Origin of the sequence: Streptomyces sp. NPDC047079 (assembly GCF_040643755.1) — a bacterium.
GTDB lineage: Bacteria > Actinomycetota > Actinomycetes > Streptomycetales > Streptomycetaceae > Streptomyces.
Window position 1 is genome coordinate 1 of sequence record NZ_JBEYUZ010000009.1, and the last position, 25,600, is coordinate 25,600.

Here is a 25,600-nt window from a genome sequence, read left to right on the forward strand (position 1 = left end):
GGCTTCGTATGCGGATTGTCCACCCGGAAGATCCGCACCCCATGCCCCATCCAGAACCGCAGGACCCGCAGCGTCTCCGCCACCAGCCCCTCCATGTCCGCATCGAAGAACACCGGATAGATGTCCTGATACTTCTTCGGCGGATTCTCCGCATACGCGATCGACCCGTCCGCACGATGCCGGAACCACTCCGGATGCTTCTCCACCCACGGATGATCCGGCGAACACTGCAACGCGAAATCCAGCGCCACCTCCAGCCCCAGCTCCCGCGCCCGCCCCACGAACCAGTCGAAATCCTCCAACGTCCCCAGACCGGGATGCACCGCATCGTGCCCGCCCTCCGACGACCCGATCGCCCACGGCACCCCCACATCACCCCCACCCGCCGACAAACTGTTGTTACGGCCCTTACGAAACGTCGTCCCGATCGGATGAACCGGCGGCAGATACACCACGTCGAAACCCATCCCCGCGATCACCGGCAACCGCCGCGCCGCCGAACGGAACGTCCCGTGCGCACACTCAGCCGTCCCCTCCGAACGCGGAAAGAACTCGTACCACGACCCGAACAACGCCCGCTCCCGCTCCACCAGCAACGGCAACACACCCGACGACGTCACCAACTCCCGCAACGGAAACCGCGCCAACACCTCACCCACCTCGGGGGTGAGAGCCGCCGCGAGCCGGGAGGAGGCCGGGCGGCCGGTGTCGCGCAGGGCGGCCGCCGCGGCGAGCAGCACCTCACCGAGGCCCTCGCGCTCCGGGACCCCGGCGGCGGCGCGCTCGTACAGCCGCGCCCCCTCCTCCAGGACGAGTTCGGTGTCGATCCCTGCCGGGATCTTGATCGTCGCGTGGTGCCGCCAGGTGGCGACCGGATCGCCCCACCCCTCCACGGCGTAGGTCCAGTCGCCCTCCCTGGGTACGGAGACGGTGGCGCCCCAGCGGTCCGATCCGGGTTCCAGTTCACGCATCGGCGTCCAGGGACCGGGACGGCCCTCCGGATCGGTGAGGACGACATTGGCGGCGACGGCGTCGTGGCCCTCGCGGAAGACGGTGGCGGAGATCTCGAACTCCTCGCCCACCACCGCCTTGGCCGGGCGGCGGCCCCCGAGAACGAGGGGGCGTACATCGAGGACGGGGATGCGTCCGAGGGCGGGACCCGTGCCCGCGACCGGGGCGGGATCCTGGCCTGAGGAAGGTGTTCGGGGGGCGGGAGGACCGGCGTCGGGGGTCCGTAGGGGGGAGGCGCCGGTGCCGGGGGCCGTGGATGTCGGCGAGTGGTGCGTCGGGGGCATGACCGCTCCTGTCCGCGTCAACGTGGGTGGCGGATGAAGGTGTCGCAAGATGGCCGGCGGGGTTACCGGAGGAGCCTTCCCACCAAGTGCGGGTGGGCATTCCGGCACTTTGTTAACTACTCACGCGTATGTCTACCTTCAAGACCGGCCGCATCCGGGCGAGGGAAAGGGACCGGCCCCGCCCGCTGGGGGCGAGGCCGGTAACAGTACGGGTGCCCGGTGAACGGCAGTTCAAGGGTTGCCCACCCGCAGGAGTTTGACCGGCGAGCCGGAGCCCGCGTCGGTGATCTCCACCGGCGCCGACCCGGCCCTGCTTCCCCGTGAGCGCGGGTACGCCGACGGGCAGCCTCTCGTGCGGTGTGAACCGCCACAAGCCCACAGGCCCACAAGCCCGCCTGACGGGGCGGAATCGGCCATATCGGCCCCGTGCCCTTCGGGACGAGCCCGCGGCGCCGGCTCCGCGCGAACCGGCGGTAAGCCGAACGCGCCGTCGCTGCGCGGCGTACCGTCGGGGATGACACGCCGCGTACGCCCTTACGTGAAGGTGGAACTCGTGAAGGCCATCCGCAGGTTCACCGTACGTCCCGTCCTCCCCGAAACCCTTCACCCGCTCAGCGACCTCGCCCGCAATCTGCGCTGGTCCTGGCATTCCGAGACCCGTGACCTCTTCCAGTCGGTCGACCCCGAGCGGTGGGCCGCCTCGGGCGGCGACCCGGTGCGGCTGCTGGGGAGTGTGCCGCCCGCACGGCTCGCGGAGCTGGCCGAGGACCGCCGTTTCCTGCGCCGTCTCGCCGCGGCCGCCGACGATCTGACCGACTACATGAGCGGCGACCGCTGGTACCAGTCCCGCGCGTCCGGGTCCGACCTCCCCGCCGCGATCGCCTACTTCTCACCCGAGTTCGGCATCACCGCCGCGCTGCCCCAGTACTCCGGCGGCCTCGGCATCCTCGCCGGCGACCATCTGAAGGCGGCCAGCGATCTCGGGGTCCCGCTGATCGGCGTGGGTCTGCTCTACCGGCACGGCTACTTCCGGCAGACCCTGTCCCGGGACGGCTGGCAGCAGGAGCACTATCCGGTGCTCGACCCGAACGAGCTGCCGGTGGCGCCCCTGCACGAGCCGGACGGCACCGCGGCCCAGGTGTCGCTGGGCCTGCCCGGCGGCCGCCGGCTCCAGGCCCGTATCTGGCTCGCCCAGGTGGGCCGGGTGCCGCTGCTGATGCTCGACTCGGACGTGGAGGAGAACGACCTCGGCGAGCGGGGCGTCACCGACCGGTTGTACGGCGGCGGCAGCGAGCACCGGCTGCTCCAGGAGATGCTGCTGGGAATCGGCGGGGTGCGCGCGGTGCGGGCGTACTGCCGGCTGACCGGGCACCCCGAGCCGGAGGTCTTCCACACCAACGAGGGACACGCGGGCTTCCTGGGCCTGGAGCGGATCGCCGAACTGTGCGCGGCCGGTGAGGACTTCGACGGGGCTCTGGAGGCGGTGAGGGCCGGCACGGTCTTCACCACCCACACCCCCGTCCCGGCCGGCATCGACCGCTTCGACCGGGAGCTGGTGGCCCGCCACTTCGGACCCGGCGCGGAGCTTCCGGGCATCGCCGTGGAGCGGATCCTGCAACTCGGCATGGAGACCTACCCGGGCGGTGAGCCCAACCTGTTCAACATGGCGGTGATGGGCCTCAGGCTCGGTCAGCGCGCCAACGGGGTCTCGCTGCTGCACGGCAGCGTCAGCCGGGAGATGTTCTCCGGACTGTGGCCGGGTTTCGACCCCGACGAGGTACCGATCACGTCGGTGACCAACGGGGTGCACGCGCCGACCTGGGTGGCCCCGGAGGTGTTCCGGCTCGGGGCCCGGCAGATCGGCGCGGAGCGCACCGAGGACGCGATGACGGTCGGCGGGCGCGAGCGCTGGGACGGCATCGCGGAGATCCCGGCCCAGGAGATCTGGGATCTGCGCCGGGTCCTGCGTGAACAGCTGGTGCTGGAGGTGCGGGAGCGGCTGTACGCGTCCTGGCGGCAGCGCGGTGCGGGCACGGCCGAACTGGGCTGGATCGAAGGGGTCCTGGACCCCGACGTCCTGACGATCGGCTTCGCCCGCCGGGTACCGTCGTACAAGCGCCTGACCCTGATGCTGCGCGACCGGGACCGCCTGATGGAACTGCTGCTGCACCCGAAGCGTCCGGTGCAGATCGTCGTGGCGGGCAAGGCTCACCCGGCGGACGACGGCGGAAAGCGCCTGATCCAGGAGCTGGTGCGGTTCGCCGACGACCCGCGCGTGCGCCACCGCATCGTCTTCCTGCCGGACTACGGCATGGCGATGGCGCAGAAGCTCTACCCCGGCTGCGACGTGTGGCTGAACAACCCGCTGCGCCCGCTGGAGGCGTGCGGGACCAGCGGCATGAAGGCGGCGCTCAACGGCGGCCTGAATCTGTCGGTCCTGGACGGCTGGTGGGACGAGTGGTTCCAGCCGGACTTCGGCTGGGCGATCCCCACGGCGGACGGCGCCGCCATGGACGAGGACCGCCGCGACGACCTGGAGGCCGCGGCCCTGTACGAGCTGCTGGAGCGGCGGGTGACGCCGCGCTTCTACGAACGGGGCCAGAGCGGGCTGCCCGACCGCTGGATCGAGATGGTGCGCCAGACCCTCATGAACCTCGGCCCCAAGGTGCTGGCCGGGCGGATGGTGCGCGAGTACGTGGAGCGTCTGTACACCCCGGCGGCGCACGCGCACCGGGCGATGACATCGGACGCGGCGCGGGAGCTGGCGGGCTGGAAGGCACGGGTGCGTGCCGCGTGGCCGGCGGTCACGGTCGACCATGTGGAGGCGTCGGCGGCCACGGCGACGGCGGAGCTGGGCGCGACGCTCTCGCTCCGGGTCCGGGTGGGCCTCGGCGACCTGGCGCCCGACGACGTGGAGGTCCAGGCGGTGTCGGGCCGTGTCGACGCGGACGACCGCATCGCGGACGCGACGGCGACGGCCCTGAAACCGGCGGGCGGCCCGGACCTGGAGGGCCGCTGGGCGTACGAGGGCCCGCTGTCCCTGGACCGCACCGGGCCGTTCGGCTACACCGTGCGGATCCTTCCGGCGCACCGGCTGCTGGCGACGAGCGCGGAACTCGGCTTGGTGTCGGTGCCTTCGGAGGGGGCGGGGGAGGGGGCTGGGGTACTGATGCGGTGAGGGCTCCCCGGGAGCTGTCGCCCGGCTTGTCGACGGAGTGAATGACGGCCGAGCGGTGCGCGGCACGCCTCGCGCACCGCTCGGACGGCGGAGCCGCCACCTGGCAGCCCGGAGCGGCGTCCGTAGGCGTCACGTACGGACCGGGGACCGGAGGGCAGGACCGCCGAGCGTGTGCATGGCGTGAATCGACCCCTCAACTCGCCTTGCCGGACGATAAGTTGGCACCCGCACTCAACAGGGGACGGTACAAGGGGGGCGACGGTGGCCGACGGTATCGAGATCGTTCGGGCGGGAGACGACCAACTCCAAGCTGTAGTGGCGCTGGCCCAGGACTGGCGTCTGGACGGGGTCGACCCCGACCGCGCGAGCCGTGACGGCTTCCTGGTGTCCGACTACACCATCGACGACTACCGGAACCGGCTCAGCACCGCCGAACACTTCTGGGTGGCCCTCAAGGGCAAGGAAGTGGTGGGTTTCGTGCTGGCCTACAGCGACGAGCGCCTCGGGCCCGACGAATGGCTCAACCACCGGGTCAAGAGCACGCTCGGCGCCTTCCTCGTCATCAAGCAGGTGTGCGTGGCACGCTCGGTGGCCCGCTCCGGCGTGGCCTCCCGGCTCTACCACCATGTCTTGGAGCAGTGGACGGCGAGCCCGGTGATCGCGGCGGCCGTCTGCGAGCCCTACAACGAGGCGTCGGCCGGTTTCCACCGCAAGCTCGGCTTCGAGGAGCTGACCAGGCTCACCCCGCCCGACGGCAGACGACGCATGGTGTGGGTGGCGCGCAAGCCGCGGGAGACGCTGCTGCAAGCCCAGTACGCCATCGCCGTGGACCTGTACAAGCACGAGGACAACACCAACTGGCAGAAGCTGAACAACTTCTTCTACATCACCGCCGGTCTGGCGGCGGCTCTCGGCTTTACGCTGGGCGCCCAGCAGGACGCGGGCTCCGCACAGGACGTGTCGCGAAGCCTTGCGTCGATCGTCTGTGTCATCGGACTGGGCTCCGCGCTCGCCTTCGCGCAGATGCTGCGCTTCGGCCGCCGCTACCTCAGCGCCCGCAAACGCTGCGCGATGGACCTGGAGGAGGTGCTCGCCTGGCACGGCGGGCAGCGGATCGTGGGAAGAGGTACGGATACCGAGGGCAACGACTGGCTTCATCAGTCGCCCACCGGGTTGATCATGGCCCTGCTGCCCGTTCTGGTGGCAGTGTGCTGGGCGGCGATGCTCATCGTGTTGGTCGTGCGGTGACGGTGCAGGGGAGATAAGCAGCGGCACTCAGTCTGTGCCGTACGGCGCGCACAGCTTCCGCAGGACCGCCCCGCACCGTCGCGCGTAGACGTGCTGGAACCCCCGTGCCGCCGGGCCGCCCGCCCTTGTGTACCACTTGACCGGGCGGCTGAAGGCCGTGACCGTCAGCCAGACCGTGCCGTCGCCGGTGCGGTCCACGACGAAAGCCTCCTCGCCGGACTCCGGGTGGCCCTCCAGCGTGCCGTACGCCCAGCCCGCGCGGCGGTGCTCCTCGACCGCCCAGACCACCCGGCACGGGGCCTTGATCACGCCGGCCAGGGTGAGTGTGACGTCGACGCCGGGGGCCGCCCGGTCCGCGCCGGCCGAGACGCCGACGCCCATGGCGCGGTGCAGCTCCCAGGTGAGCAGGGCCTCGGACGCCCGGCGGAACACCTCCTCGCCCTCCCCGATACGGGCGCGGACGTGCAGGGGGCGGAACCCCGCGGGGCAGTGGCCGTCGCGTGTCGCGCCGACATCCTCGTACGTGAAGGACATGGGCCCCAGCGTAGAGCGGCCCCCGGCGTCGCCTTCGAGCCGGGGGCCGCTGTGTCGCTACGCGCCTCTAGCTCACGTTGACCGCGGACCAGGCCGCCGCCACCGCGTTGTACTCGGCGCTGCCGGAGCCGTACAGGGCCGCCGCCGCCGAGAGGGTGCCCGTACGGGCCGACTTGTAGTTCGTCGTCGACGTGAAGTACGTCGTCAGCGCCTTGTACCAGATCTGCAGCGCCTTGGCCCGGCCGATGCCGGTGACCGTGGAGCCGTTGGAGGTCGGCGAGTTGTACGTCACTCCGTTGATCGTCTTGGAGCCGCTGCCCTCCGACAGCAGGTAGAAGAAGTGGTTCGCCACGCCCGACGAGTAGTGCACGTCGAGGTTGCCGACGCCGGAGGACCAGGAGTCGGCGGAGCCGCCGTCCTTGCTGGGCTTGTCCATGTACCGCAGCGGGGTGCCGTTGCCGTTGATGTCGATCTTCTCGCCGATGAGGTAGTCACCGGGGTCGGAGGCGTTGTTGGCGTAGAACTCCACACCGGTGCCGAAGATGTCGGAGGTGGCCTCGTTGAGGCCGCCGGACTCGCCCGAGTAGTTCAGGCCCGCGGTGTTGGAGGTGACGCCGTGGCTCATCTCGTGGCCGGCCACGTCCAGCGAGGTCAGCGGGTGGTTGTTGCCCGTGCCGTCGCCGTAGGTCATGCAGAAGCAGCTGTCGTCCCAGAACGCGTTGACGTACTGGTTGCCGTAGTGCACCCGGGAGTAGGCGGCCTTGCCGTCGTTCTTGATGCCGCTGCGGCCGAAGGTGTTCTTGTAGAAGTCCCAGGTCGTCTGCGCGCCGTAGGCGGCGTCGACGGCGGCGGTCTGGTCGGTGGTGGAGCTGGAGGCGCTGCCGGTGCCCCAGACGTCGTCCGAGTCGGTGAACAGCGTGCCCGCGGACGAGCTGGTGCCGTGCGCCTTGTTGTACGTCTTGTGGCCGCCGCGCGTGGTGTCGTACAGCTGGTACGAGGTACCCGACTTGGTGGTGCCCAGGGTGACCGTGCCCGAGTACAGGCTCTTGCCGGTTCCGGTCTCTATGCCCTGGTACTCGTAGAGCTTCTTGCCGGTGGCGGCGTCGGTGATGACGTGCAGCTGGTTCGGGGTGCCGTCGTCCTGGAGCCCGCCGACGATCGTCTCGTAGGCGAGGACCGGCTTGCCGTTGCCCGCCCAGACGACCTTGCGCGCGCCGTCGGCGGCGGTCTTCTCCGAGCCCGCGCTCTGCGCGGCCTTCACGGCCTGCTTCTCCGCCTTCGCCGCGGTGATCCGGGGCTTGAGGTTGGCCACCTTGATGGCCGCCTTGGTCGCCTTGGTCACACCCTGCGTCTTGCCGGACTTCGCGGTGTGGATCACGAGGTCACCGCCGAGGACCGGGAGGCCGGCGTAGGTGCGCTCGTAGCGCGTGTGCACCGTGCCGTCGACATCTCTCACGACGTCCTTGACGACCAGCTTCTCCTGAGTGCCGAGGCCGATCTGGCGGGCGGTCTCGGCGGCGTTGGCCTGCGCCTCCTCGACGAGGGCGGTGCGGGCCGTCGCGGACAGGACGGTCGGGGCGGCGGCGAGGGGAGCTTTGTCGGCCGCCGGGCTCTGGGCCGAGGCCCCGGTGGTCAGACCGGTGGCGAGGAGGGCTCCGGCGGCGACGGCGGTGGCGATGGCCAGAGTGGTGCGCTGGTGACGCGCGTAGCGGGGAGTCACACAAGCTCCTTATGTGGGGGAGTCCGGTCGGCGTGGGGTTGCCGGCCGGGACGGAAGTGAAGTTGCTGTGCTCGTGCGGCGAGTGGTGGAAGAGTCGCATCAAGAGCGCGTACATGTCAGGACCCCGAAGTGATGTTGGCTCAAATTCGACTGGCTGGTTAACGTTTCGGGAATGTGAACGGACGCCGCCCCGGGGTGTCGAACCTCCGGGACGGCGCCCTGCCTCGGGTGCCCTGAACTGCGGGTTACGGGAAAGTGATCTTCCAGCTGTTGATCGTGCCGACGTCCTGCCTCGCCTGGTCCTGGACCCGCAGCTTCCAGGTGCCGTTGGCCGTTTCGGACGAGGCGTTGACCGTGTAGGTGTCGGTCACGTTGTCCGCCGAGTCGGAGGAGCTGAAGTTCTTCAGCCGGTACGCGGTGCCCGACGGGCCGATCAGATCGATCACCAGGTCGCCGCGCCAGGTGTGCGTGATGTTCGGAGTCACCTGGAGGTTGCTCGGCGCGTTCCCGGTGCGGCCGGTGACGGAGATGGACGAGGTGACCGCGGCGCCGGCGTCCGGGATGGACACCTTGGTCGTGCTCTCGTACGACGTCCCGCCTCCGCCGCCTCCGCCGGAGCGGGAACCGACCGCGACCGCCGCCCACGCGTCCTGCACGGCCTTGTACTCGGCGCCCGAGGTGCCGTACAGCTCACCCGCCGCCGCGAGCGTGCCGGTGCGGGCCGCCGCGTAGTTGGTGGTCGAGGTGAACTTGGTGGTGAGCGCCCGGTACCAGATCTGAAGCGCCTTGTCACGGCCTATACCGGTCACGGGGAGGCCGTCCGCCGTGGGCGAGTCGTAGCTGACGCCGTTGATGACCTTGGCGCCGCTGCCCTCGCTCAGCAGGTAGAAGAAGTGGTTCGCCGGGCCGGACGAGTAGTGCACGTCGACCGACCCGATGCCCGAGTACCAGTTGTCCTTCGACGCCGCGTCCTTGCTGGGCTTGTCCATGTAGCGCAGCGGGGTGCCGTTGCCGTTGATGTCGATCTTCTCGCCGATGAGGTAGTCGCCCGGGTCGGAGGCGTTGTTGGCGTAGAACTCGACACCGGTGCCGAAGATGTCGGAGGTGGCCTCGTTGAGGCCGCCGGACTCGCCCGAGTAGTTCAGGCCCGCGGTGTTGGAGGTGACGCCGTGGCTCATCTCGTGGCCGGCCACGTCCAGCGAGGTCAGCGGGTCCGCGTTGCCGGACCCGTCGCCGTACGTCATGCAGAAGCAGCCGTCGTCCCAGAACGCGTTCACGTACGAGTTGCCGTAGTGCACGCGGGAGTAGGCCGCCTGGCCGTCGTTCCTGATGCCGCTGCGGCCGAAGGTGGTCTTGTAGAAGTCCCACGTGGTCGCGGCGCCGTAGTGCGCGTCGGCGCCCGCGGTCGCGGCGTTGGACGTGGTGCCGTTGCCCCAGGTGTCGTTCGACTGCGAGAACAGCGTGCCGGTGCCGGACGTACCACGGTTGAGGTTGTACGTCTTGTGGGCGCCGCGCGAGCCGTCGTTCAGCGTGTACGTCGAGCCCGACTGCGTGGTGGTCAGCGTGACCTGGCCGCTGTACTGGGTGTTGCCGATACCGTTCTTGATGCCCTGGTACCGGAAGAGTTCCTTGCCGGTGGCGGCGTCGGTGATGACGTGCAGCTGGTTCGGGGTGCCGTCGTCCTGGAAGCCGCCGATCACCGTCTCGTACGCCAGCGTGGGCTTGCCGCTCGCCGCCCAGATCACCTTGCGCGGCGCCACGTCGGCCGCGGTCCGCCGGGAGCCCTCCGCACGCGCGGCGGACAGCGCCTGCTTCTCCGCCTTGCCGGCGGCCAGGGCGGGCGTGAGCGAGGCCACCTTGATGGCGGCCTGGGTGGCCTTGACGACCCGCTCGGTCCTCCCGGACTCGGCCGTGTCGACCACCAGGTCGCCGCCGAGCACCGGAAGGCCGGCGTAGGTGCGCTCGTAGCGGGTGTGGAGCGTGCCGTCGCCGTCCTTGACGACATCACGGACGACCAGCTTCTCCTTGGCGTCCAGACCGATCGCCCGGGCGGTGTCCGCCTTCGCCGCGTCGGCGTCGCGCAGCAGTTCGGCGCGCTGCGAGGGGGACAGCTTCAGGGCCACGTGGGCGGGGTTGATCTTCCCGGCCCTGGGACCGGCCGGGGCGGCGCTCGCGGCGCCCGACTGGACGGCGGCGGCCAGCAGGGCGGAGACGCCGACGAGGGCGACGGCCGCGGCGCGGCGGGAGGGGGTGTGGGAGGTGCGTCTGCGAGAGGAACTGCTGCTCAACACTGACTCCTTCTGCGTGGCCGCGGTTCGCGCGGCCAGGGGAGACCGGACGGAGGTTCGCCCGTCCGGGCAGAACAAGGGCGGAACGCGGAACCAGGTGCATGAAGGTGACGGGCCACGGGACAGCGACGGAACTGTGGGGTTGCTGTGGGGTGGCCGTGGGAAGCGTGGCAGAGACCGGCGCGATTGTCAGGATCGCATCAAGAAGTTGGCCGGAAATCGTTCGTTGTCCGGATAGTCATGTTCGATATACGAACCGTTCATACGGGCGTGGCGGGAACGTGAGCGGCGGCGCACGGTCCCGGACGGCGCGAAGGCCCCGACGGCATGGCCGACGGGGTCTTCGCGGGTGCCCTGACCAGAGGGTCATCTCGGCGATCTGAAGCTGCTGGATCTGACTGGTGCCCTCGATGATCTCCTGCACCTTCGCGTCCCGCAGATGCCGCTGCACCGGGAAGTCCGGCCCGATGCCGTTGGCGCCGTGCAGCTGCACGGCGTCCTCGGCGACCTGGAGGCCGGTGCGGGAGGCGGCGTACTTGGCGATCAGGGTCTGGCGGATCGCGTCCTTGTGGTTGCGGGCCCGCAGCACACCGGCCTGGCGGCACAGCAGCCGCGCCGCCTCGACCGAGGAGATCATGTCCGTGAGCATGCGGCGCACCAGTGGGTGATCCCGGATCGGGACGCCGAACCGGGTGCGCTCACGGGTGTACTCCAGACTCGCTGTGAGACACGCCTGGGCCAGGCCCACCGAGCCGTAGGCCGTGCTGTAGCGGCAGTAGTCGAGGGAGCCCGTGGCGAGCAGGTCGAAGGTGAGACGGCCGTGGCTGATCAGGTTGGCCTGGAGCACGACGCAGCTCCCGGGCGTTCCGGACGTCCCGCTGTGCGGATCGGTGGGCCACCGCCGAGTGAGAGACTGGTGACCCAGAGACCGTTCCGACCCGGGGGTCGGCCAGAAAGGAGCCCGGCCGTGTCCAGCGCGCGGACCATCCGCCAGTTCGAGCAGCGTATGGCCGAGGTCCTCCGGATCCGACCGGCCGAGGTCAAGGAGATCTTCCGGGGCGCCCGCCCCACCTCCATCAGAGTCAACCGGCTGCTCGACGAGGACACGTACCAGGACACCCTGCGCGCCGTACGGGAGAAGGCGCCCAAGGCCTTCCCGGTCGACTGGGCCGAGCACACGTTCCTGTGGCCGGAGGGCGACGGCTTCGAGGACATGCTCGCGCTGGCCCACGAGGGCCGTGTCTACCTCCAGAACGCCTCCAGCCTCATCCCGCCCGTCGCGCTGTCGCCGCGCCCCGGCGACAGCGTCCTCGACGTGGCCGCGGCCCCCGGCGGGAAGGCCTTCCACCTCGCCGCGCGCGTAGGCAACGACTGCCGGCTGTGGCTCAACGACGGTGCGGCCCCCCGAGCCCGCAAGACGGGGGAGCTGGCCGAGCTCTACGGCGTGCGCTACGCGGAGCTGACCACGCACCCCGCGCAGTACATCGACAAGTCGCTGCCCGCCGAATCCTTCGACCGCATCCTGCTGGACGTCCAGTGCTCCGGCGAGGGCCGGATCGACCTGCGCCGCCCCGGCTCCCTGCGGTTCTGGTCCGAGGAGCGCATCGAGAAGTACAAGTTCCTCCAGACCAAGATGATCAGCGCGGCCTACAAGCTGCTGCGGCCCGGCGGCGTCATGGTGTACTCCACCTGCACCCTGAGCCCCGAGGAGAACGAGTTCCCGGTCAGCAAGAACCTCGAGCGGCACAAGGACCTCACCCTGGAGCCGCTGGACTTCTCCGAGCCGTCGTTCCGGCCCGGGGTCACCTCCTGGCGGGGCATGAAGTTCGACGAGCGCCTGAAGGACGCCGTCCGGGTGGCGCCCACCGACACCTTCGAGGGCTTCTTCGTCGCCCGTATCGTCAAGGCGCCGGCCGGGAGCGAGTAGCCGCGGGCGGACCGCGCCACCGCTCCCGGACCGGCCCCGGCTCAGCCGGCCGGCGGAAGGGTGTCCGCCGCGACCTTCTGCTCGGCGACGTCCAGAGCGTGCCCCGTGCCCACCTCGTCGTCGGCCACCGCGATCAGCGCCGCGAGCCGCGGAATCGGGTTCTTCGGCGGCAGCAGCAGCCGGGTGCCGGGCGGGGCCGGCACCGCGGCGTGGACGATCCCGGGCACCGCGGCGGCCTCCTGGAGATCGACGCCGCGCACCTCGCAGTCCTGCCGGCGCGCGCGGCCGGCCGGCCCCCGGTGCCGAGCAGGCCACCCGGACGGTCCCCGGCGCCCGGGGTCACGCCAGGCTGTCCCGCCAGGCCCGGTGCAGATCGGCGAACCGGCCGGTGCCCGCGATCAGTTCGGTGGGGCTGCCGTCCTCGACGATGCGTCCGCCCTCCATGACCAGAACCCGGTCCGCGATCTCCACCGTCGACAGCCGGTGCGCGATCACGACGGCCGTGCGCCCCCGCAGCACCGTCTCCATGGCCCGCTGCACGGCCCGTTCGCCCGGGATGTCCAGGGAGCTGGTCGCCTCGTCGAGGATCAGTACCGCCGGGTCCGCCAGCAGGGCGCGGGCGAACGCGACGAGCTGGCGCTGCCCGGCCGAGATACGGCCGCCACGCTTGCGTACGTCGGTGTCGTAGCCCTCGGGCAGCGCGCTGATGAAATCGTGCGCCCCGATCGCCTTCGCCGCCCGCTCGATCTCCTCGTGCGTGGCGTCCGGACGGCCGATCGCGATGTTCTCGGCGACCGTGCCGGAGAACAGGAACGCCTCCTGGGTCACCATCACCACCCCTCGGCGCAGTTCGGCCAGGGCGAGGTTCCGAAGGTCCACGCCGTCCAGCAGGACCCGGCCCTCGGTGGGGTCGTAGAAGCGGGCGAGCAGCTTGGCGAGGGTCGACTTGCCCGCCCCCGTCGCGCCCACCACCGCCACCGTCTGCCCGGCGGGCAGCGTCAGCGAGAAGCGCGGCAGCACCTCCCCGCCCGTGCGGTACGCGAAGCGCACGTCCTCGAACACGACCTGGCGGCCCGGCTGTCCACCCGCGCGCGCCCGCAGCGACACGGGCGCGGACGGCTCGGGCACCGAGGGCGTCTGCGCCAGCAGCCCCGCGATCTTCTCCAGCGAGGCCGCCGCCGACTGGTAGGCGTTGAGGAACATCCCGAGCCGGTCGATGGGGTCGTACAGTCGCCGCAGATACAGCACCGCGGCCGCGAGCACACCCAGTGCCAGCGAGCCGTCCGCCACCCGGTACGCGCCCCACAGCACGATGGCGGCCACGGCCGTGTTGGCCACCAGCCGGGAGCCGGTGACATAGCGGGCCATCTCCAGCAGCGCGTCGCCGTTGGTCCGCGCGTGCCGGGTGTTGAGGACGCGGAACTCGGCGTCGTTGGCGGTCTCGCGGCGGAACGCGCGCACCGGCCGGATGCCGTTCATCGTCTCCGCGAACTTGACGATGACCGCGGCGATCGCGGTCGACCGGCGGCGGAAGATCCGGCCCGCCCGGCGCTGGTAGAGCCGCACCAGCCAGTACAGCGGCACCAGGGACGCCACCGCCACCGCGTCCAGGCCGAGATCCAGCCAGAGCAGCATCACGGAGATGTAGACGAACGACAGGATGACCGTGACCAGTTCCTGGAGGCCCTCGCTGAGCAGTTCCCGCAGCGACTCCACGTCCGTCGTGGAACGGGAGATCAGCCGGCCGGAGGTGTAGCGCTCGTGGAAGTCGACGCTCAGGGCCTGCGCATGACGGAAGATCCGGCCGCGCAGATCGAGCAGCACGTCCTGGTTGACGCGGGCCGAGGCGACGATGAACGCGTACTGGAGCCCGCCGCCGGCCGCCGCGGACAGCAGATAGCCGACCGCCGCCGCCATCAGCGGCCCGTGGTCGCCGTGCCGGAACGCCGGTACGGCACGGTCGATGGAGTAGGCCACCAGCAGGGGCCCCACCTGCACCGCCGCCTGCTGGAGCAGGAGCAGGACACAGGTCACCACGACCCGGGCCCGCAGCGGGGCGAGCAGGGAACGCAGCAGCGCGGCCGTCGCGCCCGGCGGTGCGGGCAGGGCGTCACGGTCGAACGGGTCGTCGGAGGCGGCGGACGGCGAGGCGGACCCGTCCCCGGTCGGTCCCTCGTAGTCCCTGTCGTCCTTGTCGTCCTCACTGTCCTCGTTGTTCGGCACGGTCGTCGTGGACGCCGTCATCGGGCCTCCCCGGGGTCTCCGGACATCAGATGGGCGTACTCGGAGTTCGTGCGCAGCAGTTCCTGGTGGGTGCCGACGGCGGCGATGCGGCCGCCGGAGAGAAGGGCGACGCGGTCGGCGAGCAGGACCGTGGACGGGCGGTGCGCAACGACCAGCGCGGTCGTGCCGTCCAGCACCCGGCGCAGGGCCGCCTCGACCGCGGCCTCCGTGTGCACGTCCAGGGCGGACAGGGGGTCGTCGAGGACGAGGAATCGCGGCCTGCCGACGACCGCGCGGGCCAGCGCGAGGCGCTGCCGCTGGCCGCCGGAGAGACTGAGGCCCTGCTCGCCGACCTGCGTCCGGGGGCCCTGCGGGAGGGAGTACGCGAAGCCGGCCTGGGCGATATCGAGGGCACGCCTGAGGTCCTGGTCGCCGGCGGTGTCCGGGGCGCCCATGAGGACGTTCTCGCCGACGGACGCGGAGAAGAGCGTGGGCTCCTCGAAGGCGACGGCCACCTGGGACCGCAGCTCCTGGCGGGACATGGCCGTGATGTCCCGGCCGTCCAGCGTGATGCGGCCCGAGGTCAGCTCGTGCAGACGGGGGATGAGCGCCGTGAGCGTGGTCTTCCCGCTGCCGGTGGCACCGACCAGGGCCATGGTCTCACCGGAGCGGACGTGGAGGTCGATGCGATCGAGGACGGGGGGAGAGTCGGAGGGGGCGTCGGGATAGCGGAACCGGACGCCCTGGAACCGGAGTCCGCTGTCCAAGGTCTCCGGTTCCGGGGCGCCAGGAGCCTTCGGCCCTTCCGGCTCCGGCTCCTCGTCCATGACCTCGAAGAACCGATCCGTCGCCGTCGCCGCCTCCTGGCTCATCGCCAGCAGGAATCCGATCGAGTCGACGGGCCATCGCAACGCGAGCGCCGTGGACAGGAAGGCCACCAAGGTCCCCGCGGAGAGCTCACCCTTCGCCACCTGTACGGTGCCCAGCAGCAGCGCCGCACCGATCGCGATCTCCGGCAGGGTGACGATGACCGCCCAGATCGACGCGAGCAGCCGTGCCTTCTCCAGCTCCGTCCCGCGCAGCGTCCGGGACAGTTCCCGGAAAACCCGCGCCTGGCTGCGGTGGCGGCCGAAGCCCTTGATGATCCGGATGCCGAGCACGCTCTCCTCGACGACGGTCGTCAGATCGCCCACCTGGTCCTGCGCCCGCCGCGCCACCTCCGCGTACCGCCGCTCGAAGAGCGCGCACATGACCATGACCGGAATGCCCGGTCCCAGGATGATCAGTCCGAGCGTGAGGTCCTGGAGCAGCATGATGATCACGCCCACGAGGATGGTCACGGCGTTGACCAGCAAGAACGTCAGCGGGAAGGCGAAGAACATGCGCAGCAGCATCAGGTCCGTCGTGCCCCGCGACAGCAGCTGCCCCGACGCCCAGCGGTCGTGGAAGGCGACCGGGAGGCGCTGGAGATGCCCGTACAGATCCGCCCGCATGTCGGCCTCGACGCGGGACAACGGCCGCGCCACCAGCCACCGCCGTATCCCGAACAGCACCGCCTCGGCGATCCCGAGGAGCAGCAGATACAGCGCGCCGACCCACACGCCCGCCGGGTCCCGGTCGGCCACCGGGCCGTCCACGAGCCACTTCAGGACGAGCGGGATCACCAGGCTGACGCACGAGGCGACGATCGCGACGAACGCGGCGGTGAACAGCCGCGTCCGCACCGGCCGCACATACGGCCACAGACGCAGCAGGGTACGGACGGCCGAGCGGTCCTTGGGCATGACACGTTGTGTGGGCATCACCGGTGAGCCTACGGACCGGCACTGACAGTGCCCACCGAGTTTTGGCCCGACACGGCTCCGCCATGAGTCCTACGACCTGCGTGTTCGGCGGGTCGCACGCGGTCCCCTCACAGCCGGCCCACCGGCACCGGCACCGGTACCGGTGACGGCCTTCGGCCCGCCGCCCGCAGCAGCCTTCAGTCCGCCGCCCGCAGCAGCAGCACAGCCCGCGCGGGCACCGTCACCGTCGAGCCCGCCGGGAGCGCCGTCCCCGGCGGATGTGGCTGCTCCTCCAGGGAGGTGTCCACGACCAGCTCGTACCGCCGCGCCCAGGGCGGTCCCGGCAGCACGAAACTCACCGGCCGGTCCCCGGCGTGCAGCACCGCCAGGAAGCTGTCGTCCACCACAGGTGCCCCCCGGGAGTCCCGCCCCGGTATGTCGCGGCCCGACAGATACATGCCGAGGGTCGCCGCGGGCGCGTACCAGTCGCGTTCCGTCATCTCCTCCCCGCGCGCCGTGAACCACGCCAGGTCCCGCAGCCCGTCCGCCGAATGGGCCCGTCCGGAGAAGAACGCCCGGCGGCGCAGCACCGGGTGGCGGTGGCGCAGCGCGATCAGACGGGAGGTCAGCTCGAACAGCCCCCGCCAGCCGGGGTCCTCCAGCAGGCTCCAGTCCACCCATCCGGTCTCGTTGTCCTGGCAGTAGGCGTTGTTGTTGCCGCGCTGGGTGCGGCCCATCTCGTCGCCCGCCACCAGCATCGGCACCCCCGTCGACAGCAGAAGGGTGGTGAGGAGGTTCCGCAGCTGCCGCCGCCGCAGCGCCCGTACCCGCTGGTCGTCCGTCTCCCCTTCCACGCCGCAGTTCCAGGAGCGGTTGTCGTCGGAGCCGTCGCGGTTGCCCTCGCCGTTGGCCTCGTTGTGCTTGCGCTCGTACGACACCAGGTCGCGGAGCGTGAAACCGTCGTGTGCCGTCACGAAGTTGACCGACGCGTAGGGGCGGCGGCCACCCCAGGCGTACAGGTCGCTCGAACCCGACAGCCGGTACCCGAGGTCCCGGACATCCGGCAGCGCGCCCCGCCAGAAGTCCCGTACCGCGTTGCGGTAGCGGTCGTTCCACTCCGTCCACAGCGGGGGGAACGCCCCGACCTGGTAGCCGCCCGAGCCCACGTCCCACGGTTCCGCGATCAGCTTCACCCGGCGCAGCACCGGGTCCTGCGCGATCACCGCCAGGAACGGGGACAGCATGTCGACGTCGTGCATCGACCTGGCCAGCGCCGCCGCCAGATCGAAGCGGAAGCCGTCCACACCCATCTCCGTGACCCAGTACCGCAGGGAGTCGGTGATCAGCCGCAGCACGTGCGGCTGCACCACGTGCAGCGTGTTGCCGCAGCCCGTGTAGTCCGCGTACCCGCGCCCGTCGGACTGGAGGCGGTAGTAGCCGCGGTTGTCGATGCCCTTCAGGGACAGGGTCGGGCCCAGCTCGCCCGCCTCCGCCGTGTGGTTGTAGACCACGTCGAGTATCACCTCGATCCCGGCCGCGTGCAGCGCCCGCACCATCCGCTTGAACTCGCCGACCTGCTGGCCGGTCGTGCCCGTGGAGGCGTAGGCGGAGTGCGGGGCGAAGTAGCCGATCGAGTTGTAGCCCCAGTAGTTCCTCAGGTCCCGCCGCAGCAGATGGTCCTCGTGCGCGAACTGGTGCACGGGAAGCAGTTCCACGGCCGTCACGCCGAGCCGCACCAGGTGGTCGACGGCCGCGGGATGCGCCAGGCCCGCGTAGGTGCCGCGCAGCTCGGGCGGAATGCCGGGGTGCAGCCGGGTGAAGCCGCGCACATGCAGCTCGTAGATCACCGAGTCCGCCCACGGTGTCTTCGGACGGCGGTCGTCCGACCAGTCGTCGTCATCATGCACGACGACGCCCTTGGGGACGTACGGCGCGGAGTCCCGCTCGTCGCGCACGGTGTCCGCGACCCGCTGGTCCGGCCAGTCCCGCACATGCCCGTAGACCTCCGGCGGCAGGCCACCGTGTCCGACTTCCATGGCGCCGTCGACCGCGCGCGCGTACGGGTCGAGGAGGAGCTTGGCCGGGTTCCAGCGCGCGCCCGTCCACGGGTCCCAGCGGCCGTGCACCCGGTAGCCGTACCGCTGTCCGGGCATCACCCCCGGCACGAATCCGTGCCAGATCTCATGCGTCAGCTCGGTGAGCGCCACCCGCGTCTCGCGGCTCTCGGCGCCCGGCCCGTCGAACAGGCACAGCTCGACCGCCTCGGCACCGCCCGCCCACAGCGCGAAGTTGGTGCCCACGGCCCCGTCCGGGCCCGCGCGAAAGCGCGCCCCGAGCGGGGTGGGCGCACCCGGCCACACCGGCACCGCCGGCACCGGGCGCCGCCTGCCGTTGAGCACGGCGGCCGGGCGCGCGGACCGTCCCCCGTCCGCCCGCTCCCTCTGCACTGCCTCCTGCTCGGCTGCGCTCGACACCGTTCAGCCTCCCGCGGCTCGTCGGGGCGACACGGGAAAAGGGCGCGCGGCACCCCGCCCTTTCCTGGCCTGCCCGCCTCCGGGGCGCCTTGGCCGGTGCCGGGAGGCCGGGCGTGCGCAGTCCTCGGGGCCTGCGCACGCCCGGTCTCCCGGCACGGGCGCGCCCCTGCGGCTCACGGGCGCGGCTTCCCGTCGCGTCGTCCTCCCCACTGTTCTGCCCAGAGCGTGGCTCGCACTCACGTTTCCCCAGGAGGGGGTGGGTCGTTGGGCCCGGCGTGATCCACGTACAGACGCACGCGCGGCGCACGGCAGCCGCCCTGGCCGCCGCACTGACCTGGGCGGGCCTCGTGGCCGGCTGCACTTCCCAAGGATTCGACGAGGTGCTCGGCAAGCCGCCCGCGCCCGAGGACGTCATCCGCGTCGTTCCGGACGACGGCAGCACGTCCGTGGGTGCCGATCGGCGGCTGCGGGTGCGGGTGCCGAACGGCCGTCTGGAGTCGGTGACCGTCGTCAGGTCCCAGGACGCGCAGGACTCCCCGGTGCCCGGCCACATCTCCGCCGACGGCAGGGTCTGGCAGCCCGACGACGACCGCCTCGCCCTCGCCGCCCGCTACACGGTCGACGCGGTGGCCCACGACGGAAGCGGCCACCGCTCGGCCCGGCACGCCACGTTCACCACGTTCGTCCCCGGCCGGCGGTTCATCGGGTACGTCACCCCCGAGAACCGCTCCACGGTGGGCACCGGGATGATCGTGTCCCTCCAGTTCAACCGGGACATCGAGCGCCGGGCCGCCGTCGAGCGCGCGATCCGGGTGACCGCGCGGCCGCCCGTGGAGATCCGCCCGCACTGGTTCGGCAGGGACCGCGTCGACTTCCGGCCGCGGGAGTACTGGAGGCCCGGCACCCAGGTCTCCGTCACGCTGCGGCTGCGGGACGTGGAAGGCGCGCCCGGGGTGTACGGCCTGCAGCACAAGACGTTCTCGTTCACCGTCGGCCGCAGCCAGGTCTCGCTCGTCGACGCGGCCGCGCACACCATGCAGGTCCGCCGCGACGGCAGGCTGATGGCCACCGTGCCGATCACCGCGGGCGCCCCGACGACCACCACGTACAACGGGAAGATGGTGGTCATGGAGATGCTGGAGGTCACCCGCATGGACGGCCGCACGGTCGGCTTCGGCGGCGAGTACGACATCCCCGACGTCCCGCACGCCATGCGCCTGACCGACTCCGGCACCTTCGTGCACGGCAACTACTGGGCACCGGACGCCCCCGGGCACGTCAACGTCAGCCATGGCTGCGTGGGTCTGAGGGACGTCAAGGGCGGCGGCCCGGACACCCCCGCGGGCTGGTTCTTCGACCGCAGCCTCGTCGGGGACGTCATCGAGGTCGTGCACAGCGAGGACAAGAAGGTCGCTCCCGACAACGGACTCGGCGGCTGGAACATGAGCTGGCAGGAGTGGAAGGCGGGCGGCGCGGCCAAGTAGTCCCAAGGGGCGCGCGGGGGTTCACGGGGGTGCGCGCCCGGCGGCCCCCGATGCGCCTTGCGATGCCCGAAGTTGGGACTGAACAGTGACAATCGCGGGGAGTCATCCGGCTGGGGCGTGTGATTAATTTGCGCAATGCGCGCGCGGGTCGCGAGCCGAGGGCGTGTCCCTGCGGCGAAGAGACGTAGGGGAGTGCGGGCCTGATCAGGCCGTGCGAGGGGAGAAAGAACGTGAACGGGCGACCGATATCGGGGGCGTCGGTTGGTGCGCGGATGCGAGGGGGCAGGAGATTCACGGCACTGATACTCGGTGCCCTCCTGCTGACCGCCACCGCGTGCGGCGGGGGAGGGAACTCCGGTGCGGGGTCGGCCGGTGGCAAGGGCCAGGACTCCGGCAAGGCCGCGGACAAGCAGTCGCAGGCGGTCGTCACCATAGCGCCGAAGAACGGCGCCAAGGCCGTGGACACCGCGGGCGCCCTGCGGGTGACGGCGGGCAAGGGCAAGCTGACCGAGGTCAGGGTCGAGGACGCCAAGGGCCGCGAGGTCGCCGGGAAGATATCCGGCGGGGGCACCACCTGGACGCCCTCGACCCATCTGGCCGCGGCCACGACGTACAAGGTCCACGCGGTAGCCAAGGACGCGGCGGGACTCACCTCCGCCGAGGAGTCCTCGTTCACCACGCTCACCCCGAAGAACACCTTCGTCGGCATCTACCGGCCCGACGACGGCTCCACCGTCGGCGTCGGCATGCCGTTCTCGGTCCACTTCACCCGGGGCATCACACACCCGGAGGACGTCGAGAAGGCCATCACCATCAAGACCGAGCCGGCCGTCGACGTCCGCGGCCACTGGTTCGGCAACGACCGCCTCGACTTCCGCCCCGAGACGTACTGGAAGTCCGGCACCAAGGTCACCGTGCACCTGAACCTCGACGGTGTCGAGGGCCGTCCCGGTGTCTACGGCAAGCAGACCAGGACCGTGCGCTTCACCATCGGCCGCAGCCAGGTCTCCACCGTCGACGCGAAGACCCACAAGATGGTCGTCAAGCGCGACGGCAAGGTCGTCAGGACCCTCCCGGTCACCACCGGCAAGCCGGGCTACGACACCTGGAACGGCCAGATGGTCATCAGCGAGCGTCTCGTCGTCACCCGGATGAACGGCGAGACCGTCGGCTACGGCGGCGAGTACGACATCAAGGACGTGCCGCACGCCCAGCGCCTGACCGACTCCGGCACCTTCATCCACGGCAACTACTGGGGTGGCGGCGCCTTCGGCAACTACAACGCGAGCCACGGCTGCGTCGGCCTGCGCGATGTGCGCGGTGGTTACGACAAGTCCGTCCCGGCCGCCTGGTTCTTCGACAACTCGATGATCGGTGACGTCGTCGTCGTGAAGCGCTCCCACGACAGGACGGTGGCCCCCGACAACGGGCTCAACGGCTGGAACATGTCCTGGGACGAGTGGACAAGGTAGGAGCTTCCTCGGGGCCGGGCCCGGTGTGCCGCTGTGAGCGAGGACACCGGGCCCGGCGGCGTTAGTGCCCGTTAACCTTCCTGGCATGACTGTGCATCTGGAAGTCGCCGAGGGCGTCGGCACCCTCCGCCTGGACCGCCCGCCGATGAACGCACTGGACGTCGCCACCCAGGACCGGATCAGGGAACTCGCCGAGGAGGCCACGCGCCGCGACGACGTGCGCGCCGTGGTCCTCTACGGCGGGGAGAAGGTGTTCGCGGCGGGCGCGGACATCAAGGAGATGCAGGGCATGGACCACACCGCGATGGTGGTGCGCTCCCGTGCCTTGCAGGACTCCTTCACCGCCGTGGCCCGCATCCCCAAGCCGGTCGTCGCCGCCGTCACCGGCTATGCCCTGGGCGGCGGCTGCGAGCTGGCGCTCTGCGCGGACTACCGCATCGCCGCCGAGAACGCGAAGCTGGGGCAGCCGGAGATCCTGCTGGGACTGATCCCGGGGGCGGGCGGCACCCAGCGGCTGGCGCGCCTGATCGGCCCCTCCAGGGCCAAGGACCTCATCTTCACCGGGCGGATGGTGAAGGCCGAGGAGGCGCTGTCGCTGGGCCTCGTCGACCGGGTGGTACCGGCCGAGGAGGTGTACGCCGAGGCGCGCGCCTGGGCCGCCAGGCTCGCACAGGGGCCGGCGATCGCGCTGCGCGCCGCGAAGGAGGCCGTCGACATGGGCCTGGAGACGGACATCGAGACGGGTCTGGCGCTGGAACGCAACTGGTTCGCGGGCCTGTTCGCGACCGAGGACCGGGAGCGAGGCATGCGCAGCTTCGTGGAGGAAGGGCCCGGCAAGGCGAAGTTCGTCTGACAGCCGCGCCGCCGCGTCCTCCTCGGTGTCCCTCGAAGGAGCGGATTATGGCAGCCTTAAGGCGGCCTTAAGGCTGCCCCGACGCCGACGCGTGGACCATGCCCCCAACTGGCTTGCTTTTGCAGGTCAGTTGGGGTGCACAGATCGTCAAGTTGCTTTTGACATATGTCAGTCGAATCGTGTGGAAAGTGTGCGTGCGGGCGTCGTGTTCCGCCGTAACGCCCCTCGGCCGCCTTCTGTGCGGCCATGATGGGTCCATGGCGGGGCTGGAGGGTTTCGAACAGCCGCGGCAGCACGCGAGTGCGACCGCGGCGCGCTGGTCGCCTGCGATCGAGGACGAACGGGCGCTGAGGGCACTGGAGTTGTTCGGCAACCCCGCCGAGGCGGAGGTCCCGCTGCCGTCCCGCCCCGAATCCGCGGCCACCGCGCGCCGCCTCGTCCAGGTCGTGGTCCTGCGCCACTGGGGGCTCTCCCCGAGGATGACCGAGGACGCGGTGCTGCTCGTCTCCGAACTCGTCGGCAACGCCGTACAGCACACCGGTGCCCGCGTCTTCGGGTTACGCATGCGCAGGCGCCGGGGCTGGATCCGCGTCGAGATCCGAGACCCCTCCCGCGGGCTGCCCTGTCTGATCCCGGTGCAGGACATGGACTTGAGCGGCCGCGGCCTCTTCCTCGTCGACAAGCTCGCCGACCGCTGGGGCGTCGACCTGCTGCCGCGCGGCAAGATGACGTGGTTCGAGATGCGGGCCGCCGAGCGCTGACCGCGCGTTCCCGGAGAGACCGTGGGCGTGCGCCCGTACGGGCGGAAGCCCCGGCTGCGGGGCGGCCGGGGCTCCCTTGCCGGTGGCGCGGCACGGAGCGGGGGTGTATGCCGCGGTACCTGCGACGAACCGGTGCCCGGGTCTGGGTGGCTGCCGCACGGTCGACTGTCGCAGTCGGGAGCGACAGGTGCCTCACAGGGGTTCGGTCATGAAACCGCACCTGTGCGGGACATGTGGGCAGTTATTCCCATCATGTGCCGTTGTGATCCACTCGTCCCCCGAGTGGATCAATCGACGCTTTGGGCACTGTCTGGCCCTTAAATGGGGAGAATGACCACGCCCGTCCCTCCCTCTCCCTCGGATTCCACCCCACCGGACCGTGCGACGGGCACCGCGCGCACGGTGCCCGACCGCCGCTCGGCGCTGCGCGCAGGCGCGGGGCTGGCCGTCGGCGCGATCGCCACCGCCTGCTCTCCCGGCCCCACGGCCGTGCGTCCGCCGTTCTCCTCCCGTACCGCCGACAACGGCTCCCCCGGGTCCGGCATCCAGGCTCCCCGGCCCCGCTCCATCCCCGGGCAGCCCGACCAGATCACCCACGGCCCACGCGACCGCCCCCGGGTGGCCCTCACCTTCCACGGGGAGGGCGACCCCTCCCTCGCCACGGCGATCCTCGAAAGGGCCGAGCACGCGGGCGCGAGGATCACCGTGCTCGCGGTCGGCTCCTGGCTGGACGAGCATCCCGACATCGCCCGCCGGATCCTCAGGGGCGGTCACGACCTCGGCAACCACACACAGCGCCACCTCGCCATCAACACCATGTCCGAGGCGGACGCACGCGCCGAGATCCAGGGATGCGCGGACCGGCTGCGACGGCTCACCGGATCCATCGGCACCTGGTTCCGTCCCTCGCGGGCACCCCGCGCGACCCCGCTCGTCGCACGGCTGGCCCACGACGTCGGCTACCCGCACGTCCTGTCGTACGACGTCGACTCGCTCGACTACACCTCGCCGGGCGCCCGGGCCATCACCCACCGGGTCCTGGAGGAGGTCCGCAAGGGGTCCGTGGTAAGCCTGCACTTCGGGCAGGCGGACACGGTCGTCGCCCTCCCCGCCATCCTGCACGCACTCGACGACCGCGGCCTCGCCGCGGTGACCACCACGGAGCTGCTGAGCTGATGCCCCTCTCGACCGTCACGCGCGCACTGATCGCCGGCCTCGCCCTCGCCGCGCTCGCCGGATGCAGCAGCGGATCCCCCCACAAGGACCAGGCACTCCCTTCCAAGGCCCCCGCCAACCGTGCCGACCGGCAGAACGCCGTACAGGTCCTGCCGGGCATGCCGCCCGTGCTCGACCCGAACGACATCTACGCGGCCGACCGGCCGGGCCGGCTCTCCGAGGTGGTCAAGGACTTCCCGTCCCGGGTCTACGTCCCCAACACCAACTCCGACACGGTCACCGTCATCGACCCGAAGACGTACAAGGTCATCGACACGATCCCGGTCGGCCGCCAGCCCCAGCACGTCGTGCCGTCCTGGGACCTGAAGACCCTGTGGGTCAACAACGACCTGGGCAACTCCCTCACCCCCATCGACCCGAGGACCGGCGAGGCCGGCAAGCCGGTCGCCGTGCACGACCCGTACAACCTGTACTTCACGCCGGACGGCAAGTACGCGGTCGTGATGGCCTCCAAGGACCGCCGGCTGGTCTTCCGCGACGCGCACACCATGAAGGTGGTCAAGGCCCTTCCGGTGAGCTGCTACGGCGTCAACCACGCCGACTTCTCCATCGACGGCCGCTACTTCGTCGTCTCCTGCGAGTTCAGCGGCGAGCTGCTCAAGGTCGACACCGCGAAGATGGAGGTGACGGGCCAGCAGAAGCTGCCGTTCCACGGAGCCATGCCGCAGGACGTCAAGATCTCCCCGGACGGCAAGAGGTTCTACATCGCGGACATGGTGGCCGACGGAGTGTGGATCCTGAACGGCGACACCTTCGCCAAGCCGTCCTTCCTCGCCACCGGCAGGGGTGCGCACGGTCTCTACGTCAGCCGCGACTCCCGCGTGATGTACATCTCCAACCGCGGCGAGGGCACCATCTCCGTCTTCGACTTCCCGAAGAACAAGCTGAGCGCCAAGTGGCGCCTGCCCGGCGGCGGCAGCCCCGACATGGGTGGCGTCTCCACGGACGGCACCGTGCTGTGGCTGTCCGGGCGGTACAACTCCGTGGTGTACGCCATCGACACGCGGACCGGGAAGCAGCTCGCCCGGATCAAGGTGGGCAGCGGTCCACACGGCCTCGCGGTCTATCCGCAGCCGGGCCGCTACTCGCTGGGCCACACGGGCGTCTACCGCTGACGCCCCTG

Annotated in this window: 18 protein-coding genes; 9 read left to right on the forward strand and 9 right to left on the reverse strand. The window is 70.9% G+C overall.

Annotation, left to right across the window (positions count from 1 at the left end; translation table 11 throughout):
• Positions 1–1,295: maltotransferase domain-containing protein (locus ABZ823_RS14445; RefSeq protein WP_361658763.1), on the reverse strand; the 1,295-nt coding region annotated here is incomplete at its 3' end.
• A 553-nt stretch (positions 1,296–1,848) separates the two neighbouring features.
• On the opposite strand from ABZ823_RS14445, the gene glgP reads away from it, so the two are divergent.
• Complete coding sequence (gene glgP, locus ABZ823_RS14450; RefSeq protein WP_361659318.1) at positions 1,849–4,473, forward strand: alpha-glucan family phosphorylase; 2,625 nt, start codon at positions 1,849–1,851, stop codon at positions 4,471–4,473.
• Positions 4,474–4,734: 261 nt separating this feature from the next.
• The gene (locus ABZ823_RS14455; RefSeq protein WP_361658766.1) at positions 4,735–5,721 is read left to right on the forward strand and encodes a GNAT family N-acetyltransferase; all 987 of its coding nucleotides are present in this window, start codon (positions 4,735–4,737) and stop codon (positions 5,719–5,721) included.
• A gap of 27 nt (positions 5,722–5,748) precedes the next feature.
• On the opposite strand, the gene ABZ823_RS14460 is transcribed toward ABZ823_RS14455, so the two are convergent.
• The 4 genes from ABZ823_RS14460 to ABZ823_RS14475 all read right to left on the reverse strand — a co-directional run bounded on the left by ABZ823_RS14460 (position 5,749) and on the right by ABZ823_RS14475 (position 11,110).
• Complete coding sequence (locus tag ABZ823_RS14460; protein WP_361658769.1) at positions 5,749–6,255, reverse strand: DUF1990 domain-containing protein; 507 nt, start codon at positions 6,253–6,255, stop codon at positions 5,749–5,751.
• A gap of 67 nt (positions 6,256–6,322) precedes the next feature.
• The gene (locus ABZ823_RS14465; protein ID WP_361658772.1) at positions 6,323–7,975 is read right to left on the reverse strand and encodes a M4 family metallopeptidase; all 1,653 of its coding nucleotides are present in this window, start codon (positions 7,973–7,975) and stop codon (positions 6,323–6,325) included.
• A gap of 245 nt (positions 7,976–8,220) precedes the next feature.
• A complete protein-coding gene (locus tag ABZ823_RS14470; RefSeq protein ID WP_361658775.1) occupies positions 8,221–10,263 on the reverse strand; it encodes a M4 family metallopeptidase in 2,043 nt (680 codons plus the stop codon).
• Between the two features lie 238 nt (positions 10,264–10,501).
• Positions 10,502–11,110: an acyl-CoA dehydrogenase gene (locus ABZ823_RS14475; RefSeq protein WP_361658778.1), complete on the reverse strand. Its 609-nt coding sequence runs from the start codon at positions 11,108–11,110 to the stop codon at positions 10,502–10,504.
• Positions 11,111–11,230: 120 nt separating this feature from the next.
• Here ABZ823_RS14475 and ABZ823_RS14480 point away from each other — a divergent pair, with 120 nt between their 5' ends.
• A complete protein-coding gene (locus ABZ823_RS14480) occupies positions 11,231–12,190 on the forward strand; it encodes an RsmB/NOP family class I SAM-dependent RNA methyltransferase (RefSeq protein WP_361658781.1) in 960 nt (319 codons plus the stop codon).
• Between the two features lie 41 nt (positions 12,191–12,231).
• Here ABZ823_RS14480 and ABZ823_RS14485 read toward each other — a convergent pair whose 3' ends face one another.
• From ABZ823_RS14485 to glgX, 4 genes are all read right to left on the reverse strand, one after another.
• A complete protein-coding gene (locus ABZ823_RS14485; RefSeq protein WP_361658784.1) occupies positions 12,232–12,450 on the reverse strand; it encodes a hypothetical protein in 219 nt (72 codons plus the stop codon).
• Positions 12,451–12,529: 79 nt separating this feature from the next.
• The gene (locus ABZ823_RS14490; RefSeq protein WP_361658787.1) at positions 12,530–14,434 is read right to left on the reverse strand and encodes an ABC transporter ATP-binding protein; all 1,905 of its coding nucleotides are present in this window, start codon (positions 14,432–14,434) and stop codon (positions 12,530–12,532) included.
• Positions 14,431–16,215, reverse strand: a complete 1,785-nt coding sequence (locus ABZ823_RS14495; protein WP_361658790.1) for an ABC transporter ATP-binding protein — start codon at positions 16,213–16,215, stop codon at positions 14,431–14,433. The genes ABZ823_RS14490 and ABZ823_RS14495 overlap by 4 nt, the downstream gene beginning before the upstream one ends.
• A 179-nt stretch (positions 16,216–16,394) precedes the next feature.
• Positions 16,395–18,671 (reverse strand): glycogen debranching protein GlgX, encoded by a 2,277-nt coding sequence (gene glgX, locus ABZ823_RS14500; RefSeq protein ID WP_361658793.1) that lies wholly within the window; start codon positions 18,669–18,671, stop codon positions 16,395–16,397.
• Between the two features lie 275 nt (positions 18,672–18,946).
• Here glgX and ABZ823_RS14505 point away from each other — a divergent pair, with 275 nt between their 5' ends.
• The 6 genes from ABZ823_RS14505 to ABZ823_RS14530 all read left to right on the forward strand — a co-directional run bounded on the left by ABZ823_RS14505 (position 18,947) and on the right by ABZ823_RS14530 (position 25,592).
• Complete coding sequence (locus ABZ823_RS14505; protein WP_361658796.1) at positions 18,947–20,155, forward strand: Ig-like domain-containing protein; 1,209 nt, start codon at positions 18,947–18,949, stop codon at positions 20,153–20,155.
• Positions 20,156–20,427: 272 nt separating this feature from the next.
• Positions 20,428–21,627, forward strand: a complete 1,200-nt coding sequence (locus ABZ823_RS14510) for an Ig-like domain-containing protein (protein WP_361658799.1) — start codon at positions 20,428–20,430, stop codon at positions 21,625–21,627.
• Positions 21,628–21,712: 85 nt separating this feature from the next.
• Positions 21,713–22,480, forward strand: a complete 768-nt coding sequence (locus ABZ823_RS14515) for an enoyl-CoA hydratase-related protein (RefSeq protein WP_361658803.1) — start codon at positions 21,713–21,715, stop codon at positions 22,478–22,480.
• Positions 22,481–22,737: 257 nt separating this feature from the next.
• The gene (locus tag ABZ823_RS14520) at positions 22,738–23,241 is read left to right on the forward strand and encodes an ATP-binding protein (protein WP_361658806.1); all 504 of its coding nucleotides are present in this window, start codon (positions 22,738–22,740) and stop codon (positions 23,239–23,241) included.
• A 321-nt stretch (positions 23,242–23,562) separates the two neighbouring features.
• Positions 23,563–24,417, forward strand: coding sequence for a polysaccharide deacetylase family protein (locus tag ABZ823_RS14525; protein ID WP_361658809.1), 855 nt, complete (start codon positions 23,563–23,565; stop codon positions 24,415–24,417).
• Complete coding sequence (locus tag ABZ823_RS14530) at positions 24,417–25,592, forward strand: hypothetical protein (protein WP_361658811.1); 1,176 nt, start codon at positions 24,417–24,419, stop codon at positions 25,590–25,592. The genes ABZ823_RS14525 and ABZ823_RS14530 overlap by 1 nt, the downstream gene beginning before the upstream one ends.
• The last annotated feature ends 8 nt before the right edge of the window (positions 25,593–25,600 follow it).

Coding starts and splice junctions, on each gene's coding strand:
- ABZ823_RS14530 (WP_361658811.1), top strand. CDS start 24,417: ATGCCCCTCTCGACCGTCACGCGCGCACTGATCGCCGGCCTCGCCCTC.
- ABZ823_RS14510 (WP_361658799.1), top strand. CDS start 20,428: ATGCGAGGGGGCAGGAGATTCACGGCACTGATACTCGGTGCCCTCCTG.
- ABZ823_RS14520 (WP_361658806.1), top strand. CDS start 22,738: ATGGCGGGGCTGGAGGGTTTCGAACAGCCGCGGCAGCACGCGAGTGCG.
- ABZ823_RS14460 (WP_361658769.1), bottom strand. CDS start 6,255: ATGTCCTTCACGTACGAGGATGTCGGCGCGACACGCGACGGCCACTGC.
- ABZ823_RS14495 (WP_361658790.1), bottom strand. CDS start 16,215: ATGCCCACACAACGTGTCATGCCCAAGGACCGCTCGGCCGTCCGTACC.
- ABZ823_RS14490 (WP_361658787.1), bottom strand. CDS start 14,434: ATGACGGCGTCCACGACGACCGTGCCGAACAACGAGGACAGTGAGGAC.
- ABZ823_RS14515 (WP_361658803.1), top strand. CDS start 21,713: ATGACTGTGCATCTGGAAGTCGCCGAGGGCGTCGGCACCCTCCGCCTG.
- ABZ823_RS14525 (WP_361658809.1), top strand. CDS start 23,563: ATGGGGAGAATGACCACGCCCGTCCCTCCCTCTCCCTCGGATTCCACC.